The 16096-nt window shown below is 35.5% G+C and carries 15 protein-coding genes; all 15 read right to left on the bottom strand.

The genetic code is table 11. From position 1 onward, the window contains the following. Nucleotides 1-23: 23 nt before the first annotated feature. Nucleotides 24-1139, bottom strand: a complete 1116-nt coding sequence (locus CSW08_RS12940) for an alpha/beta hydrolase family protein (protein WP_106660295.1) — start codon at nucleotides 1137-1139, stop codon at nucleotides 24-26. 27 nt (nucleotides 1140-1166) lie between these two features. After that, on the bottom strand, nucleotides 1167-2159 hold the full coding sequence (locus tag CSW08_RS12935; protein WP_106660294.1) for a VOC family protein: 993 nt from the start codon (nucleotides 2157-2159) through the stop codon (nucleotides 1167-1169). A gap of 49 nt (nucleotides 2160-2208) precedes the next feature. After that, the gene (locus tag CSW08_RS12930; protein ID WP_106660293.1) at nucleotides 2209-3864 is read right to left on the bottom strand and encodes a GMC oxidoreductase; all 1656 of its coding nucleotides are present in this window, start codon (nucleotides 3862-3864) and stop codon (nucleotides 2209-2211) included. Nucleotides 3865-3880: 16 nt separating this feature from the next. Next, nucleotides 3881-4519: an MIP/aquaporin family protein gene (locus CSW08_RS12925; protein ID WP_106660292.1), complete on the bottom strand. Its 639-nt coding sequence runs from the start codon at nucleotides 4517-4519 to the stop codon at nucleotides 3881-3883. Beyond that, the gene (locus tag CSW08_RS12920; RefSeq protein ID WP_157831482.1) at nucleotides 4519-4947 is read right to left on the bottom strand and encodes a nuclear transport factor 2 family protein; all 429 of its coding nucleotides are present in this window, start codon (nucleotides 4945-4947) and stop codon (nucleotides 4519-4521) included. The genes CSW08_RS12925 and CSW08_RS12920 overlap by 1 nt, the downstream gene beginning before the upstream one ends. 129 nt (nucleotides 4948-5076) lie before the next feature. Beyond that, complete coding sequence (locus CSW08_RS12915; RefSeq protein WP_157831481.1) at nucleotides 5077-5952, bottom strand: hydroxypyruvate isomerase family protein; 876 nt, start codon at nucleotides 5950-5952, stop codon at nucleotides 5077-5079. 1 nt (nucleotide 5953) lies between these two features. Then, nucleotides 5954-6841, bottom strand: coding sequence for a hydroxypyruvate isomerase family protein (locus CSW08_RS12910; protein ID WP_106660289.1), 888 nt, complete (start codon nucleotides 6839-6841; stop codon nucleotides 5954-5956). Further along, nucleotides 6831-7835, bottom strand: coding sequence for a sugar phosphate isomerase/epimerase family protein (locus CSW08_RS12905; protein WP_162495556.1), 1005 nt, complete (start codon nucleotides 7833-7835; stop codon nucleotides 6831-6833). Before CSW08_RS12905 ends, CSW08_RS12910 begins: the two co-directional genes overlap by 11 nt. Continuing rightward, on the bottom strand, nucleotides 7835-8236 hold the full coding sequence (locus CSW08_RS12900; protein WP_106660287.1) for a C-glycoside deglycosidase beta subunit domain-containing protein: 402 nt from the start codon (nucleotides 8234-8236) through the stop codon (nucleotides 7835-7837). The genes CSW08_RS12905 and CSW08_RS12900 overlap by 1 nt, the downstream gene beginning before the upstream one ends. A gap of 1 nt (nucleotide 8237) precedes the next feature. Continuing rightward, nucleotides 8238-8612, bottom strand: a complete 375-nt coding sequence (locus tag CSW08_RS12895) for a C-glycoside deglycosidase beta subunit domain-containing protein (RefSeq protein WP_203226893.1) — start codon at nucleotides 8610-8612, stop codon at nucleotides 8238-8240. A 31-nt stretch (nucleotides 8613-8643) separates the two neighbouring features. Further along, nucleotides 8644-9627, bottom strand: a complete 984-nt coding sequence (locus tag CSW08_RS12890) for a sugar phosphate isomerase/epimerase family protein (RefSeq protein ID WP_106660285.1) — start codon at nucleotides 9625-9627, stop codon at nucleotides 8644-8646. A 43-nt stretch (nucleotides 9628-9670) separates the two neighbouring features. After that, nucleotides 9671-10867 carry an MFS transporter gene (locus CSW08_RS12885; RefSeq protein WP_106660284.1) on the bottom strand — a complete coding sequence of 399 codons (1197 nt, stop codon included), beginning with the start codon at nucleotides 10865-10867 and terminating at the stop codon, nucleotides 9671-9673. A 98-nt stretch (nucleotides 10868-10965) separates the two neighbouring features. Continuing rightward, complete coding sequence (locus CSW08_RS12880; protein WP_106660283.1) at nucleotides 10966-13398, bottom strand: TonB-dependent receptor; 2433 nt, start codon at nucleotides 13396-13398, stop codon at nucleotides 10966-10968. 455 nt (nucleotides 13399-13853) lie between these two features. After that, on the bottom strand, nucleotides 13854-14777 hold the full coding sequence (locus CSW08_RS12875) for a sugar phosphate isomerase/epimerase family protein (protein WP_106660282.1): 924 nt from the start codon (nucleotides 14775-14777) through the stop codon (nucleotides 13854-13856). Nucleotides 14778-14789: 12 nt separating this feature from the next. Next, nucleotides 14790-15761 carry a sugar phosphate isomerase/epimerase family protein gene (locus CSW08_RS12870; RefSeq protein ID WP_203226892.1) on the bottom strand — a complete coding sequence of 324 codons (972 nt, stop codon included), beginning with the start codon at nucleotides 15759-15761 and terminating at the stop codon, nucleotides 14790-14792. Between the last annotated feature and the right edge of the window lie 335 nt (nucleotides 15762-16096).

Below are 16096 nucleotides of genomic sequence, written 5' to 3'. Positions count from 1 at the left end.
TTTAGTTTAGTTTATTAAATCTTTTACGCATGAATTTTTTCTGCAATCCAATCGTACATATCTAAAGTTGGCATGAAATTATCAACTTGACAATGTTGTGAGCCACTTTCGCCATCAGGTACAATCTTCATTTTATGTTCACAAGTAAGATGTTTTTCTAATGTTATAGCATGATCAACAAAATTTTGTTTATCACCACCGCCATGCATAATAAATGTAGGCATAGAAATTTTTTCTGCTACTCCATTTTCTAATGTGAAGCCTTTTAGTTTTTCGAGTACCGCTTTATAACTATTAGCATCCATGATATGTTGCACTATTTCAGCCAATGGATGTTTTCCATTCCGACCTTCCCAAACAGAATAATATGACCAAACTGCCCCGAAAATCATACATACTTTAAAACGAGGTTCAAACGCTGCACAGCGGGCAGCCATATAACCTCCCATAGACACACCCGAAATACCAACTCTATTAATATCTACATCGTTTTTAAGATTATTAATTACCCAATCTAAAACTGTAGTTCCAGCTACATTATAATCATATCTTGAATAGATATGGTTTAATCGAAGAGCTGCACCTTGCCCTGGCCCATCCATAGCTAATAAAGCAATCCCACGTTCGTTGAGGTGTTGCCCAATTCCAAAATAAAGTTCTTCAGCTAAACTATCCAAACCTCCAAACATAATCATCACAGGTGGATTTTTAACTACATTTGGTTTAAACAAATAACCAGGTAGAAAAGAATTTTCAAAAGGCACTTCGATTTGCAATGGTTGTTCCTCAAAATATTTAATCGCTCTTATAAATGCTTGTCTCGCTTTTAAATATGTTGTTATTTTTCTTTCGTCCTTAAGATTCATGAAAAATTCTGCTGTTCGCAAATAGTTGAAAGCTCTAAGATATGTACGTCTGGCAGAAACAAAATTTTTGTTTTTTTCATATGCTTCAGCCCAACTATATACCTCATCTCCTTTTTTTAACCATTCTAAGTTGAATGTTTCGCGATTATCTGGATCTATATTTCCAGCAACTTCTATTATTTCTGCAAATTCACCACCACCATAATGTGCCTGGGTCAACGCTCTATTTACTTGATAGGAAGGCATGTATTTGCCCGGAAAAAAATGCCACATCTCTTTATTTTTATTTTTTATTATATTTTAAATGTCTACTGGTTTAACGGTGCCATCTTCTGATAGCCCTAGTTTTTTTCCTTTACCCATTTCAGCAAAAGGATTAGCAGAACCCCAAGCATCATTAGGATTATCTTTTAGATAATGGACATCTAAATGGTCTGGTGCAAACACCAACCTGGCGCATGCATAGTACTCAAACAAAACTCCACTTCCAGGATCTATAATGTATATAAAGAATCCTTCATCAGCTTTATGTCTAGTGGGAGCTCCCATGACACTTTTATAACCCTTTTCAATAAAATAATCTAAGGCTAATAGTACTTCTTCACGACTATCTACATTCCAGCAGATATGATTAAGGACTGCTTTATTAGGTTCAATATTAGGATCAGTAAAAATAGCTACATCGTGAGACAGGTTGGCTATAGTGTGAAGACCTCCTATTGGTGGAATTTCATCAGAAATTCTTATTTCATCTGGATTTTTTAATCCTAACGCTTTCCAAAAAGCCTTTTCTGCAGGATAAGCTCCTTTGGATACCATATAGGTAACATGGTCAAAACGTCTTGGGTTGGCACCTTGCAAACGATTACTTGAATAACGATCGACATAAACGCTACCTCGCTCACCTTCTTCACGTAACCATCTTACGTCCCAAAAAACCTCATGCATATGTCCTTCAGGAGATTGGAATTTAAATGCCTTGCCATGACCAAGATCGCCATCGTACCAACCCCTACCTGCACCAATACTTTCTAGATATTCTACAGCTTCTTCTAAGGCCTCAGGACTATCTGCACGCCATCCAATATGACCTAAACCTGATTCCTTACTTTGCGTGAGTTTTAACGTATGATGAAAATAATCTCCCCATGCTCTTAAATAAACGGAGTTTACTTCTCGCCCAGTTTCATCCATTCCCACAACATCCCGGAAAAATTCAACTGACTTGTTTAAATCCTTTGTTAGAACTTCAACATGGGCCATTTGCGAAAAATAATGTGGATTCTTTGCCATAATTATTAAGTTTATATTTATTATTCAGTGATATGATTAAAATTCATATTTATTTTAAATTCTTTGCAATAAAATCACAAGCTCTTACTGTTAATGCCATTGTAGTTAATGTAGGGCCACATGAGCCATTAGTTGGAAAACAAGAACTATCTGTAACAAAAACATTAGGCGCATCCCACACTTGATTGTTTGCATTTAGCACAGAATCTTTAGGATCAAAGCCCATACGAGCGCCTCCACATTCATGAATAGCTGCTCCCAGTGCCACACTTTTTTTATAGTTCAGTTTAAATAGCAACCTTTCATACCAAGGTGCTTTTGGTAACAATTCATACTCTTTAGCAATTCCTAACGGACTTATTGCAAAATCTACTTTATAACCAGCTTCGGCAATTAAATCCTTTTGAGTTTGAACTTGAGCTTTAAGCAAATTGATTTCATTTTTGTACATTTTGATATTAATATTTGGGATTGGAATGCCCCATTTATCTTTTCGATTTTTATGTACAGAAACGTAATTCTCTTTATATGGAAGCATTTCTCCATGTCCCATTAAGCCAAAAACTGACTCCATACCTTGCGGAACCATTGGGCGACCTATTATACCTTGTATATTGAAACCACCTTTGAAACTTGGATTAGTAACCTTATCCAAATTCTCAGAACGAGGAATGTATATACCGCCATGATTATCTTTTGGATTATCGGCATCTACCAACTCACCACCAAATCTTCCTGGTACGCTACCAAATATCCATGAAGGTACTTGATCCATAAAGTATTTACCTAAAGTGCCTGAAGAATTTCCCAGACCATTAGGGTGTTTACCACCAGCTGAATTGAGCATTAAACGTATCGTTTCTACAGTAGAAGCGCATAGCATCACCACATCCGCATTAACCGTATGTTCTACTTTTGTTTCTGCATCTATGTAAGTTACACCCGTTGCCTTTCCTGAAGTAGGATCTGTATTAACTTTAGAAACCATAGCATTAGACCTTAATTCTAAATTACCTGTGGCCATACCTGCAGCTAAAGGACTGGTTGTTCTTTTATTATTTTTATCAACTGGAGTCGCTTCTTTTTTTACATATCGCCATGGTATTACTTTACGTTCTGGCCATTTGGTTTCTACAGTAGTTTTAAACTCTTTTTCTAAAGTACTTAACCCTGCTTTACCAATATAATTACCGTTTGGCACAAAAGGAATATTATCATTTTCACCATACAGACCTAAAAAGTCTTCAACATGCTCGTAATAAGGTTCTATATCTTTATAATCAATAGGCCAATCAACACCTGAACCCGCTTTTGAAAATGTTTTAAAAGCATAATCAGACATCCTCAAGGCAACCCTTCCCCAAGATAAGAAACGACCTCCTACTTGTTTTCCTCTTAAAAAAAGAAAGAAATCTGCAGATGATGTATATGGGTGATCCCAATCATTTACAAACAAAAATGATTTATCTTCTGAATAAAAAGACGCACGAGCTTGTTTATGATGTCCTGAAACTCCTGCTTTTATTCTGGAAAGTGAACCAATACTACTAAATGCACCACTTGTTTTTTGAAATAATGCTTCGTCATGTTGAGGCCCTGCCTCAAGGACTAAAACCTTCAAACCTTTTTCGGACAACTCTTTAGCGGCAAAACCACCTGTAGCCCCTGACCCCACTACAATGGCATCATATTTTTTTTCTTTCATAATATTATATATTAACTTAATTTTTACTATTTAATTTTAGTTGATTATACAAAAAGCCTGCGATAACCGCCCCTACAAAACATCCAAGATAAATCCAGAAATCTGACCAAATTGACCATTTAATAATGGCACCAGAGACAAAAATAATAGGGTTAAAAACGCCTCCTGAAATGGTACCTACAGAATATGCCATTACTGTAATTGTTAATCCTATAGCTAACCCATAATAGCTGTTATCTAACTTTTTTGTAATGACTTTTAAATATACAAAGGCCAATAAAAAAGTTCCTAAAATTTCGGAAATCAATGCTTTGATTCCATTTTGTAGTGGACTAGCTTCTTGCGGCAATTGTTCTGTTTTTAATAATTTGACAACTACTAAGGCAGCTAATACAGCTCCTAGTAATTGAAAAAATATATAAATTAAACCTTCTTTTGATGATACTCTTTTTTGAACCCATGCAGCCAATGTTATGGCAGGATTGTAATGCGCGCCGGAAATACTAGCACCTGCATAGACCAATATAGCAAATGAGATTCCTATGGATAACCTTGTCATCATTCCTGCACCAGTAACAAAACCAGTAGGAATCGTCATCCATACTATAAAAGTGTAGAAAAAGCTTCCTATAAATTCTGTTATATATTTCTTCATTATTCTTCTGTATTGAACATAGCATGCGGATTAATGGCATTACTAGGTATTTCTTCTTTTATATCCCAATGCTCAACTATTTTACCTTCTTCTAAGCGATAGATATCGGCTACGGCTCCTCCAAGTACTGTACTATCTTTTTTTGCATGTATAAGAATCATGGCCATGTCGCCATCTACCAACATCTGCTTAATTATAAATGTAGCTTCAGTATTGTCAAACATTGGCTTCAAGGCATCTATAGCGGCCTTAGGACCATCTAGAATATTTGGATTATGTTGTATGTAATCTTCTGAAACATATTTTTCAAAAGCTTTTGTTACATTTTTTTGAGTATAGAAAATATCAGCAAAATCCTCAACGATTTTTCGGTTTGTCTCTGTAATATTAGGTTCAGTTACTTTTTCTGTTGATGTCTCATTTTTCATATTTTCTTTAGTTTGTTTGTTTTGGTTACAACTAAAAAAACAAAGAGTCAACACCGCTAAAAAAGCATATAACTTAGATCTTTTATTATTGAAAATAATATAATTATCCATCAAATAGAAATTTTACTTTTATAATACTTTATCTATTTTTAAATAGGAATTCAATAACGCTTCCTCTCCTTCTTTACCTTCTTTAGAATTATAATGTTCCATCCCAAAAATGAATTCTTTACCTTCAGATTTGGATCGTTTATAAATATGTTGAAAAAGAACTTCATGATTAATTTCTCCAGTACCAGGTTCGTAACGCTCAGGTACATCGCCTATTTGAAAATAGCCAATCTCATCCCAAACCAAATCCATGTTTTTTAGAAGGTTCCCTTCATTTTGCTGAAGGTGGAACATATCAAATAAAATCTTGCAAGATGGACTATCAACCGCTTTCGCCAATAAATAACATTGAGCAGATCGCTTCAAATAGACTTGCGGCGGAAAACTCAAAGGCTCCAGAACCATGGTAATTCCATGAGGTTCATATATGTCGGCCGCACGTTTTAAGGCTTCAATGACATTTGCCGTTTGTATCTCATAAGGCAGAGATGCATCGGCAGCATCTGGAACAACCGTAATAAATTTTCCGTTTAAACGTTTGGCAACATCCACAGAGGCTCTGCATTTCTCTAAAAATTGCTCACGTAAAGCAGGGTCGCCAGAGGTATATGCCGCGTTTGGAGGCCAGCTAATCGGTCCCATTACAAAAGTCCCCATTTGCATATTCAGTTTATCAAGCGTACTTCCTATTTTATCAAGGTAGGATGGTTCTTGACCCATCATTCCAATTCCCATCAAATTTGGCAAAGGCACACCTGAAAATGCGTTGTCCTCAAAAGCAGTAAACCCTAAATCGGCAGCATATTTTATTTGGTCCAATAAATCCTCTCCCGCAGAATGTTTAAAACTCCCGAAGTGTGGCGCGTATTTAAGTTTGAAATTGTTCTTTTCCATCTTAATCATTTAAAAATTTATCAGCTTCCAAATAGGATTTCAGTAGTTTCTTTTCTCCTTCAGCACCTTCCGTAGAATTGAAATGCTCCATTCCCAGAATAAAATTCTTATTGGTTGCTTTACTCTTTTCGTAAATATGTTTAAAAACATTTTTATAGTCAATTTCGCCGGTTCCAGGTTCTGTTCTTCCTGGTTCATTACCAATCTGGAAATAGGCGATTTCATCCCACACCATATCCATATGATATATCAATCGACCTTCGTTTTTCTGAAGATGGAACATATCAAATAATATCTTGCAGTTGTCACTGCCTACGGCTCTGCATATCATATAAGATTGCACGGCAGTTCTTAAGAACAACTCATGATGGTCGCTTAATGGCTCTAAAACCATGGTAACCCCAGAGCCATCATAGATATCGCACAGTCTTTTAAGTGCATCTATGGCGTGTGCCGTCTGCATTTCAATAGGTAAAGAGCGGTCGTAACAATCGAGTGTTACCGTGACATATTTTGCGTTGATGCGCTTGGCTACTTCAAGTCCCTTGGTGTACTTATCGATAAAAATTCTATGCATTTCCGGCTTGCCAGAAGTCACAATTTCTATTGGTGGCCAAACGTGTGGCGTCACTACAAATGTTCCCATTTCCATATTTAATTTGGTCATGGTACTTGCGATTTCATCAAGCACAGAATTGGGTTGATTACACATCCCAATGCCCATTTTAGTGGCATCAAAAGGAATGTAATCGGCTTTAAAACCGCTATCCTCAATGGCCGTGAATCCTAAATCAGCCATATATTTTATTTGGTCAATGGGATTTTTTCCTGCTGTATACACAAAGGACCCAAGATGTGGCGCGTATTTTAAATTGAATTTATTCTGCATTGATCTTTTTTAATATTTTCTTAAATAACTTATGTTGCTTTTCTACTTGGTCAAAAGCTGAAAATTCATCTGTAAAGGCAGAGCCTTCATATTCGCTGGCAATGTATCCGTTGTATCCACCATCTATGAAGGTTCTGAATATTTTTTCATAATCGATTGATTTTTCATCGCCATGTTCATCAAACCCATAGAATTTGCCATGAAGGTGAACAGTCCAAGGAATGATTTCCGCCCACTTTTCAACAGGTTGTCTGCCATTCATACTAAAGGCCATATTCAACCTTCCTATTTGTGGTGGGGTTGCACCCATAGCAGCTACCGTTGGACCAAGTTGTTGGAATTTTTGAGGTGTTGGAATGTCCTTTAACCAGATTTCCTTGGTAACTTCAATCATTTCATCGGTAACACCAGCCTCTTTAAAACTGGTCAGTAACGCATCTGGAATGGCGTGCATACAAGTTCCCATGTCGGGAACAAAACCTAAAACACGGGAATCTACCTCTTCGAACATTTCTCTCATCTTGATAACCGATGGGTGATCAACACTATAAGGTGTGTGCAATTCAATACCCATTACTACATTTGCTTTTTCTGCAAAAGGCACCAATTTCTTATATACTTCTGCCGGAGCAGTCGTCTGACATCTCAAAATAGGAAAGCCTAATTTTTGAGCAGCTGTAATTTGAGGTTTAATGTATTCTACCGTTTCATCAACATTCATTAGTTTGTTACGTTGAATGCCCACATCAATATTAGCGTCTAAAGCAACAGGTTCAAAGTCATATTTTTCCATTAGACTCTTTACTTCCTTAATCTGCTCCTCTGTAATGTGAGGAAAATTTCTTAGACTTTGAAAGCCTATAATCTCTAATCCCGTTCCCAAGTCAAGTTCACGGGTTTTCCTTATCATATCTTCCAATGTATATTGACCAGAATTCCACTCATAGGCATAAGAGAATAGTGACGTGGCTAATTTTATATTTCCTTTTTTCATTATTGACATAATAGGTTTTTAGTTACTAAAGTTCCTGCTAACAAGGGGTGTTGATCCGGACCTATTAAAATATAAGGTATATAGAGGTCTAATTTGAATTCTATTGAACAGATATCACCTTTTTTTGGAGGATTTTGCATTGGAATATGAACCGTGGCTTGATCTAAAATGAATAACCACTCGTCTTTTAATTCCAACATTTTTTGTTTGGGAAAACGTTTACCGTTTATCTCTACCTCTACTTTTTCTTCATCAACAGGTATTCCATTGACCTTTAAATTAAAATCCATACATGACAAAGGCAAAGCTCTATACCAGTGTGATTGAAAACGTAATCCTAGTCCTTGAGCGTTGCTACTTAGCGCATCTTCTCTAAGGATATATTTATCTAATGGTCCCATATTATTCTATCGTTATTTCTTTTTGTGCATTTCGAATAGCTGGAAATGGCAAATACCCGATTCGTATATTAACTTTTAATCCTAGTTGATGTTTTCCTTTAGGAAGTCCTTCTTCTTTTTCTATAAAAAGATTTACTACCTCACCCATTTCCCAACGGTCATCCAACTCTTCTTCTCTTTGTTTTAAATTATACGTATTATCACGTACAATCAAATGGACTTTGTCTTGAGGCAAAACTTTACCGTCTACGGAAACTTCAATTTCTTCAAGCATCGATAGAGAAACTCCCCTGTAGTAAGGTAATCTTGCGCCAAACTGAAATCCGGACACTTTTCCTTCGTCGACAACATTTTTTAGGTTGTCCTCAACAATCATATATTTTTCGAACATAATCTGATTCTTCTATTTATTTAACTCCATAATTTACCAGCATCTGTTGATGCCTTTTCACTTGTAATACACTATCTACCTCTTGAATGTCCTGGATGTGACGATTACCTTCATATTCACTACAGATATACCCATTATAGCCTCCATCTTTTAATACGTTGATAACATCTTCATATGGAATGCTTGGCTCTATAAAATCTTCTGTCATATCATAGAATTTTCCATGAACGTGTACTATTCTATCCATGTGTTCCTTTAAACTGATGGGGTTAGCAAACGTGTTATGACGAGAAAGCTCTGCAACTGCCATGTCTATTCTACGATCACTCATTCTTGAGACTTCATAAATGGTATATTCTGCCATAACTCCTTTCTCATGCTGTTCACATACAAATTTTGCGATTTCTGGATCTGCTCCTTGACGGATTAAACGATTGACCTGAACCATCGCCAATCTTTTTGTAAAGCCTCCCATATCTGGAATAAAACCAAAGTGTTTGGTGCCCGTTTTTTCCATAACTTCCCAATGCCTAGTCATCCAGGGAGAATTGATATGCCATGGTGCATGCACTTCAATACCTAATTTGATATCGTGGTCTTCAGCATACGGAATTACTTTTTCCATGATTTGTGGTGTGGTATTCACGATGACCCTGATGATTTTAAATCCTAATTTGTGCGCAAAACGTATATCTTTCTTGAAAGATTCCACAGCTTCCTCATCGGTATAATAATGTCCTTTCTTTTTGTTGTAATCCAAGAACATGTCATGAGCAACGGGAGTCACATTATATTTGTCCATCCATTCAAACCATTGTACTACAAACTTGTCTGAAGGTATATTAGGACATCCTGGAATACTTTGTTCTCCCACAATTTCTATTCCTGTGGCACCAGTAGCAGCGGTAGCAGCAATACAATCTTCCAAAGACATTTTTTTTAGAAAAAACTCCTCTTGATAGCTATATAGACTTACTCCTCTTTTTATTGAGTGATTCATTTACTTTATTTTATTTTGAAATTTTAATTTATATTTTTAATAATTATGCCGCCACTTGAGGCTTACCAGTACTAAAAAACCAGTTGATACCTGCCAATACAATGCAGGTGACACCAAATATGACGAAAGCTGGCAATAATCCTCCAACAACGCCACTGACCGCACCTACTATGAAAGGTGATAAAAAAAGACCCAAGAAAAAACCGCTACTCCAAAAGCCCATTCCTCTACCTCTAAATTTTACCGGTACAGAGCGAAGACCATAAGCAATTAAAACTGGAATGGCCATACCACAACCAAATTGTTGCACAATAGCACTTGCCCAAACCATGTTCAAACTATCCGATAGACCAATACCTATAAGACCAATACCTATTAATGTAAACATTAACATAAATTGAAGCCTATTGCTTTTTTTACCAATCAACTTAAAAACAATGGCACCAAGTGGTAACATTAAACTAGCCACGGCAGTGATGTTACCCACTTTTTTAGGATCTGTAATTCCTATTTCATCGAGAGCCAAGGAAAACTGAAGCGTATAAACATAATATAGTACTGAAGCTATGAATGTGGTCAATGCAACTTTTAAAATAAGTTTCATCGGAAATTTATCATTCTCAAAATTCTTCAGTTTATCAGCTTCAGAAATTACTTTTTTCGTGGGTTCGTAAATAAAAAAATAAGCACCAATGGTTATGAAAAAAGTGAAAGAGTACAATAAAAATGGATATTGCCAACCAATAGAAGCTAAATAACCGCTTCCTGAAATAATAAAGAAACCGAAAGCAGGGCCAATCATGCTCTGCAACATAATCCATGTATTTCGCTTATTTTCTTCAAAATAATCGCCTAACAAAGCATTCGAGACCGTAAGTATAAAGGCTTCGCCTATACCCAGAATCAAGCGACTACCTATTAATAAAGCAAAATTCTCAACAAAAAATGGAAGAATACCGCCTAATCCATACAGAAAAGTAAAAACAAGCAATAATTTACGTCTTCCCAACTTATCTGTTAAAAACCCTGCATACGGAGCGAAAAGTGCTACACATAATCCTGGTGCGGATATCACCAATGGAGCAAGCACATTAATATAAGGTATATCGCTAAAATGGTTTCTTATAGTAGGAATAACTGGCATTAAAGTAATTACTGCCATCATCGGCAAAATACTTACACCTGCTATTATTATTCCTTGTGGTATTCCAGCTTTTCTATTGGTTACAGAATTACTCATTGTTACTAATGATTTAATAAATAATTTTTAAAAAAAACAGACTGCTTTGTTATTACTCTCAAACAACAGCCTGTTTTTATCTATGAGTCTAAACTAACTTAAAATTTGTAACTTGTTCTTAGACCAAACAGTCTTGGAGAACCAAAACTCCAGTTGTATATATTAATATTACTCCCATTAAATGAGGCATAATTTATGATTCTATTGTCCTCAAGATTGTTTAAAAATGCTCCAAGCTCCCATTTGCCATTTCCTGCTCTATAGGTTAGATTTATGTCTGTTTTCGTGTATGCTTTTTGTTTATCCATTTCGAAATTAAAGACCTGTAGATAGTAATCTGATTTGAACATGGTACCTATTCCAAAATCAAGAGTTCCTTCACCCAATGAAAAAGTATGGTTATAACCAGCAACTATTATCAATTCGGGAGTTTGTGCAGGTTTGTTACCTGCTAAGTTTGCAACAATAGCACTGTTGCCAATCGTGTTTACAAGTGTTGTAAGTTCTTTGAATTCTGCGTTTAGATAATTAAAGTTAAAATTAATCCTATCTTTAGAAGAAAACATATAATCCCCTTCAATCTCTACACCAAAATAATCTGAACTTCCTGCATTTTCAATATCCGCGCCAGCTTGGGTATCAATAAAAACGGAAACCTGTTGGTCTGTATATTTATAAACAAACACTGATCCATTAAGTCTCAATTTTCTATTAGCTAGATAGTTTTTTGTTCCAATTTCATATGCTATTAAATTTTCCGCATCAAATTCATCTCGCACTGTAAATCCTCCTGACTTATAGCCTGTACTAACTTTACCGAAGAACATGTTATTCTCTGTAGGTTTATATTCCAAACTTGTTAACCAAGTAACTTGGCTCCATGATCCGTTACCAGCACCTGGAACCTGACCTGTCCCTGCATCACCTGCTTGCGGAGGATTAGGATAAAAATATGCTGGTGTACCAGGAGGTCCAAAAGGTCCTTGTTGGATATTGAAGCCATCACTGGATTTTTTATCTTTTGTATAACGAAGTCCTCCAGTAAAAGCCAACGTTTCACTTAAGTCAATTGTGGCCTGTCCAAAAATTCCTGTAGTTTTGGAGTTAACATCTACATCAAACCAATTAAGGTATGGGACACTGCCGCCAAAAGCTCCGGAAGCTGCTGGGAGAACTAGTCCACGAGCCGCTTTTTGATCTTCATTACCGTGAAATAAACCAGCTTGCCATATAAAATGATCCGATTCTCCATTCAATCTTATTTCGTGACTTTGGGTATCATAAATTAACTTATTGTCGAAACTGAAGGTTTCTGGCACAAAACCATTAAGAGGTTGATATGCTTCTAGATCTACATGACGGTATCCTCCTGTATAAGTTAAAACGGCTCCTCCAAAATCATAAGACATCCTAGTTCTTAAAGCTGCTTGATCGATTTTAATAGAGCCTGCTGTTGCCACATCAAAATCTTCTGGCAAGTTGGTTTTAAAATCATATGGAGGTAATCCTGTTGAATCTAATCGAACACCATATTGAGAATTTGCTTGTTGATCTGTTTTATTTAATTCACCAGCAATATAAATATTAAACTTATCTGTTGGTTTTAACATTAATCCAAGACGCGCGCCCCAAACCTTACCATTATCTATATCCCCATTCACTCCAACAGAAGGGTCTGCTTTACTTTCGCGATATCCATCATGAGAATCCGACATGGCCGCAACACGAATGGCCGCTTTATCACCTAATGGTACATTAACGGCAGCATTTAGCTTTAAACTGTTGTAGTTCCCGTATTGGGCAGATACATTTCCTTCGGTGATATTTAGTCTAGGTTTTACTGCCAAAATATTTATTGCGCCAGCAGTAGAATTACGACCATAAAGTGTCCCTTGCGGGCCTTTAAGTACTTCTATTCTTTCAACATCAAAAAGAGATGAATTCAATGCTACAGGTCTATTGATAAATTCTCCATCAATAGAAAGGGTGGCTGCTTGATCTTGCAATTCAGCAGATCCAACATCACTACCAACCCCACGAATAAACACCTGAGTAAAAAAGGTGTTTTGGTTAAATGCTAAACTAGGTGTGAGATTTTGTAATTGTTTCAAATCGGTTATTCCCATATCCTGTAATTTGACTCCACTTACCAAATCCATACTTATGGCAACTTTTTGTGCAGAGACATTTCGGTTTTCAGCTGATACAATTACTTCTTGCAATGAATTTTTATCGATTTTCATATAAACTACCATATCCTGTGTAGCTGAAATTTCTTGCCTTTCATACCCTATAAATATTATTTCTAAGGTACTACCCTCAGATAAATCCATAAAAGTAAATTCTCCATCAAGATCTGTAACAGTGCCTTGATTCGTTCCTTTGACCAAAATATTAACCCCAAGAAGCGGTTCATTGTCTTCATTCAAAACTTTACCTTTAATTGTGTTTTGAGCTTGAATCGTAAAATACAATAATGTAAAAATTATACATAAAATGTGTTTAGATAAAATAATTTTGTGGTGTTTCATCTTTAATTAGTTTTAGTTTAACATTAATATTAATTAATTATTTAATTGTGATTTTTTTTTATAAAATCGCAACTAAGCAAAGTTAATACTGAAGTTTTCTTTATTTTATTCATATTTTAATAAAAAGTATGCAATTTTAAAACAAATAAAAAAGTAAAATATTTTTCCTGCACCATTTTAATTTTTTAACCTTTGGATCAAGACTTTAATCGTATCATTGGATGAAGTTTTTGGAACATATCCAAAGAAATACAGAATACTTTTAAAACCATTTTGCACATTCAAACTAGTGGATGTTATTCTTTAAATCCCGTTTATTTTTGAAAAAACCTAAAGCTTAAATAATAAAAATGTTTAATTAGATCCGGCTATTTTCTATTCTATTTTTTTAGTCATTAAAGGCTTTAAATAATTAAAAAACATTAGAAAATATTCTTTTTCATCTAAACAACTATTTATTTGTAAATGGGATTCAATTTTTGATCTATATAATATCGACTCAAGGCCATGGATGCTAATAAATCTGGAGTTTGATCAGTTTCTAAAGATATCCAACCTTTGAAGTTATGCTTTTTCAACAGTTTGTAAAGCCCTTCAAAATCTAGCACTCCTTCCCCTGGTTCCCAAAACCAACGGGTTCCGTCATCTACGATTTCAATATCTTGACTATGTCTAATATCATCTGGAAGTTTTGGTGTGGCGGTATCTTTTAAATGAAAATTATTAATACGTTCATGATACGTATCATAGAACTCCAGTATATCTTCTCCTAACAATGCTACTTGAGCCGTATCCATACAATAATGAACATAACGAGGGTCTGTCAGCTCAATATATTCTTTGTGATTCTCCTTGTTTATTGCCAAGAAAAATTCGTTATGAATTCCTATCTCAACACCTTGGTCTGTAGCGTAACGTCCTATTTCAGTAATGACTTTTGCAGCGGCTTTGATTTGATCTCGATTTAATGGACCATTGCCAAAATAATTATTGCCCGGTGCAGAATTTAGATGTACACCTCCAAATTCCACCAATAAATCTACTGCACGCTTACCTTCATCAATTGTCTGTTGATAATGTGAACTATCGTGAGACTTATCTATAAGATGAAACATACCACTCACAACGATACCGCGTTCTGCTGCAAACTCTGAAAAAGCTTTTGCAGAACCAAACAATGGTAGTAATTCTGGGAAATCCCATGGTGCCAACTCTATTCCATCAAAACCCAATGCCTTTTGGTAACGTAATATTCTGTCCCAATCTGTGTAGTATGCTGTATTAGTTTTATCCTCATAATAGAATTCACGAAAATTGTCAATTTTCTTATATGGAATATTTTTCCAATGATTCATATGGGAATATTTGATATTTTTCATGTTTTGTTCTATTTAGGTCATTAATATATTATTATCAATAAAGCTTCGGCTCCTCAAAAGTGCACGCATTGGGTCCCTGGTTTGACGACAGCTGCATATTACCCATCCATCGTAATCAGTTTTATTGAGAGCTTGATAAAAAGAGATTAAATCTAAATTACCGAAACCTAAATCTCTAAATACTTGCGTTGCTTTTGTTTCAGGATATTCAGGATTTGCTGTTTTCCAAATGTCATCTTCATCTACAAAAGCTGTATCTGTTAAATTAACGCTACCAATTTTAGGCGCATGTTCTTTAAAAAATTCAACAGAATTTAAACCAGAAATGGAAAGATGAGCTGTATCAATATTGAGTCGGATAGAGTCATCCATTTCACTTAAATATTCTGAAATCTTATTGCCTCGGAATAGGCCCCAATATTCATTTTTTAAAACAAGTTTGATGCTGTGTTGCGCTGCTGTTTCAGCAAACTTGTTAATCATCTCTATGGTACGTTTGATGAAATCTTTTTCCCAATGCGCCTCTGCATTTTTACCATGATAATGTGTTATAAGCCCATAAGGTGCTGTCGGAGTTACGTTGATATAATCGCAGCCAAGCTCTGAAGCAAACCGTATGGCCTCTCCACCAAAATGTCCTGATGCACCAAAATAAAAGTTCAAATCCTCGTTGCGCATAAACATTTGTGGACTGAAATTAATTCCAGCAACTTTGTCTATACCTTTATCCTTTAAATATTTTAGATAATTATCAACGTTTTTGTATTTTATGTCAATACAATAATTCGTAAAAGGCACTCCTGAACCGCCTCGGAAAATCCAAAAAGGGTCAAAAGGCATCTCGATACCATGAAAACCAGCGGCTACAATAAGAGGGTATAATTCTTCCCAATAATATTTACTTTCTTGTCGATTTCTATTTGGCTCTTGATGATGCATATTAATCATATCAAGACTAAAACCTATTTTTATTTGATTTTGCATAGTATTAGATTGGTTGTGATTTCTAGTAAAATTCTCCATTGTGTGTTTTGCATAGTTTAGTTGGTTTTAGGCTCTAAGTCTGGCCAGTAAATGTTCTATAAGGAAGTATTGGGTTTTCTATTTCCTCTCCTGCTAGAGTCATAATAACAGATTGACTATCCTCACCAAACTAAGCACATTAAATCAAATTCAAAGACATTATGATAATATATGTGTCTATTCATAAGATTTTCTACTTAATCAAGGTCACTAGCTCTGTTTTCGATTTTTTTTAAATAAGCAATCTCCTTTTTCAACGAATTCAATTCTTACCCTAATGCATTTCGGTCCATTAT

Source organism: Confluentibacter flavum (assembly GCF_002843175.1).
Lineage (GTDB): Bacteria > Bacteroidota > Bacteroidia > Flavobacteriales > Flavobacteriaceae > Confluentibacter > Confluentibacter flavum.
The sequence above is the reverse complement of the archived record's forward strand: the minus strand, read 5'-3'. Positions and strand labels throughout refer to the sequence as shown.